The following is a 3,655-nucleotide window of genomic DNA, read 5'->3' as shown; positions in this document are numbered from 1 at the left end:
AGGTCGTAATATTGCTTCAGTCTGTCCTCGCACCTGATCATCAGGTCGGAGCAGCCGACTTTGAAGTAGTAGCCGCCGCCGCGGGTCACGTATTGGAACTGCCAGCCGGTGTTGTGCTCGCCGAAATCCAGCTTGAAGCCGACGCGCTCCAGCCCCGCGAGCAGGTCCTTGTCGAGCTCCCTGGATTTGTCGCAGGTCAGCGCATGGCTCTTGCGCGTCAGCGCAAGCGGCATCGAGGTCGCGATCAGGTCGTTATCGTCCAGCGTGCCTTCATTGTAGGGCGAATAGACCAGTTGCGCCGACGGCTCGATGCTGACCACCAGCGTCGAGGATCGCTGCACCATCGTCACCTCGGCGCCGCTGGAATGCAGGTCCTGCGCGATGTCGTGGCCGCTGTTGCCGGTGCCGATGACGATCGCCTTCCTGCCCTTCCATTCCTCGCCGTCGGTGTACTGGCTGGAATGAATCACCGTGCCGGCGAAATTTTTCAGGGAGGGGATGTCGGGCAGGCTCGGAATGCCGCTGACGCCGGTGGCCAGCACGACATGGCGCGGATGCATGGTGCGTTTGCTGCCGTCGGCCCGGCGCAGCGTCACGGTCCAGCGGGCTGCCTGCTCGTCGTAGCTGCCGCCCTCGAACTCCGTGCCGGTCCAGAAATTCAGCTCCATGCCGTCGACGTAGGATTCGAACCAGTTGGCGAGCTTGTCCTTCGGAATGTAGGTCGGCCAGTTCGGCGGAAACAGCATGTAGGGCAGGTGATTGACCTGCACCTGGTTATGCAGCGTCAGGGCGTGGTAGCGCTTGCGCCAGTTGTCGCCGATCCGTTCCTCGCGGTCGACGATCAGGGTGTCGACCTGCAATTGCTTCAGCCGTGCGGCGATGCACAGTCCGGATTGGCCGCCGCCGATCACCAGCACCGTCGGGTCGCGGTCGGCATAGTCGGCCGAGGCCTTGCGCAGGTCGAGCCAGTTGGGGCCGCGAAAATCGCGCGAATAGGCGCTGCCGCGGGGGCGCGCGGCGCCGAGTTGCTCTTCGAAGCCCTTCAACTCCTCGAGCGCGGTCAGCAGCGTCCAGGCCTTCAGCTGGTTGCCGTCGCCGGCATCCGGAATCAGCCGCACGATGCCATCGCCGCGGCCGACCGCTGTCTCGAACCGGAAGATCGCCTCGATGCAGTTGGTGCCGGCGCGCATCACGCGGCGCGGCGCGGCGCGGTCGGGATCAATGGCGAAGCCCGAGGGAGCGGCCTCCGCGGCCTGCGATGTCAGCGTCTTGAGGATAGCGTCGCGGCCGTTGACGGTCTGCAGCGTCCAGCTCAAGGCCAGCACGTCGCGCCAATAGCTGTCAGGGTGAAACAGGTTTTTCAGCGACCCATCGTCGGGCTTCGCCAGCGCATCTTCGAATTGCGCCAGCCAACCGCCTGTAGCGATCGAAATATCGTCCGTTTTGTCGAGCATGCGCGTTTCTCTGTACCGGCCGTCTGTGCGGCGGTTTCCCTTGAACGGACCCTATACCCATTCGGGATCGGGCTGAAAGGGCGCGATGAGATGCCGGCTATTCCGCCAGCGACAGGATATGGCCCTGTTTCGGCGGGATGCCGCCGTTCAGCGTGTCGAGATAGACCCGTTGTACCGCTGCCAGCCCGCGACCTTCGGTCACGGCGAGCCAGCGGTCCAGCATCGGAGCGAAGCCGGTCCACGCCGCGCCGAACCTGACGTCGATGCCGCCGGGACCCCATTCCCTGGCGCGCTTGCGGATCTGGTCGGGCGCGAAGAACCAGGCGGGCTTGGCGCCCGGCAAGGCCGGCTCATCCGGCTGGGACCTGCGATGGGTGAGCCCGAGCCGGCCGGAATATTTCATCTGCTCGCCGAAATGGCGGTGCAGCGTTTCCCGCAACGCGCTGTTGCCCGCCATGTCGACATAGGCGACCGGCGAATCCGCCGGCAGCGAGCTTACACGGTCATAGGTCACGACCTCGTCGTAACAGCCGAGCGATTTCACGAATTCCAGGTTCGAAGCCGAGGTCAGCCCGATCACCTTGATATCCTTGCGCAGCGTATGCAGCAGATGCGCCAGCCCGAACGCGGTCTTGCTGGAAGCGCTGGAGAGCAGCACGCTGCGCGCGCCGAAGAAGGCGTTCTCGGCGAGATAATCGTCGACCAGAAACGACAGCATGAACAGCGGCCGCAGCAGCGCCTGATAGTCGCCCTGCCGCCCGGCGAAGGCGGGATCGCCGCTGATGCGGGCATAGGCATTGTAGACCGGCGCCACGCCTTGCCGATGCGCCGCGGCGTCGCGCAGGCCGCGCTTGCTAACGTCGGCGGCCTCGATCACCAGATGCGTCGCCATCGGAAAATAACCGAACAGCCGTTCCCCGACTGCGATATCCGGATGGCGCGTGCCGATCACCTCGCCAAATCCCCACACCGGAATATTGCCGAAACCAGCCGGCGCCGGAAACAGCTGCCAGTACTTCAGTGCGACGCCGAGCACGGCATAGGTGATGTTGTTGGCGGTGAAGGCAAAGCGCTCGATGCGGACCAGCAGGGCGTCGTCGGGCAGCGCCGCGGCGTCGGGCAATTCCGTCTCGATCACCTTGCATTGCTGCAGGTCATCGCGTGCAACGATGAAGTCGGTGGATTTCATCCGTTCGATCCCGGCTGGTTTTCCCGTCCGCGATCATTGTCGCCGTCGATGACCGTTTTGCAACAGGCGTGACGTTTAAAACGGCGTTTGGTTTCCGGCTCCGGTCAGGTGGCGGCGCGCAGTCCACCTTCCCGATAGAGATCGCGAAGTTTGCCTTTGAAGATCTTGCCGCTGGCCTCGCGCGGCAGCGCGTCGAGAAACTGGATGTCCCTGGGCACCTTGAAGTTGGCGAGCTTTCCGCGCAGGAAATCCTGGACTGCGCCGAGTGACAGCGCCGCCTCCGGCTCCGGTTCGATGCAGGCGAACAGCCGTTCGCCGAATTCATCGTCGGGAACGCCGAACACCGCGCAGTCGCGCACGCCGGCCATGCCGATCAGCGCGTTCTCGATCTCCGCCGGGTAAATGTTGACGCCGCCCGAGATCACCATGTCGCGCTTGCGGTCGCACAGGAACAGATAGCCGTCGGCGTCGAGATAGCCGACGTCGCCGACACTGACGAGGCCGTCGCGGCCGGCCTCGGTGCGGGCCTCGGCCTTGCCATGATAGTCGAAGTCCGGCACCGAGGTCTGCCGCATGAAGATTTCGCCGGGCTCGTCGACGCCGCATTCTTCGCCATCGGCGCGGAAGATTTTCACGATGCCGCCTTCGATGGCGCGGCCGACGGTGCCGGGCTTTTGCAGCGCTTCCTGCGCCGAGTGCCACACCGGGATGCCGGTTTCGGTCGAGCCGAAATATTCGTGCACCACTGGGCCCCACCAGTCGATCATCGCGCGCTTGACATGCGGCGGGCAGGGCGCCGCGCCATGCACGACGAAGCGCAGCGAGGAGAGGTCGTAGCGGCGTTTCACCTCGTCCGGCAGCCGCAACAGCCGCACGAACATGGTGGGCACCATATGCATGTGGGTGACGCGGTGGCGCGCGATCAGCTGCAGCAGGTCCTCGGGATCGAAGCGCGGCTCGAGCACGATTCGGCAGCCGTTGCGGAACGCCAGCATGCCGTAGGAGTTCGGCG

3 protein-coding genes are annotated in these 3,655 nt (G+C 64.8%); all 3 read right to left on the bottom strand.

The window, feature by feature from the left end; translation table 11 throughout:
- Positions 1-1,454: NAD(P)/FAD-dependent oxidoreductase (locus Q8R73_RS15970; protein ID WP_305720520.1), on the bottom strand; the 1,454-nt coding region annotated here is incomplete at its 3' end.
- Between the two features lie 97 nt (positions 1,455-1,551).
- Positions 1,552-2,643 carry a DUF2855 family protein gene (locus Q8R73_RS15965; protein WP_305720519.1) on the bottom strand — a complete coding sequence of 364 codons (1,092 nt, stop codon included), beginning with the start codon at positions 2,641-2,643 and terminating at the stop codon, positions 1,552-1,554.
- Positions 2,644-2,747: 104 nt separating this feature from the next.
- Positions 2,748-3,655, bottom strand: a 908-nt coding sequence (locus Q8R73_RS15960; protein WP_305720518.1) for an AMP-binding protein, incomplete at its 5' end; no start/stop codon positions are given.

Source organism: Bradyrhizobium sp. (genome assembly GCF_030697065.1).
GTDB lineage: Bacteria > Pseudomonadota > Alphaproteobacteria > Rhizobiales > Xanthobacteraceae > Bradyrhizobium.
This window is presented reverse-complemented; position numbering and strand designations above follow the sequence as displayed.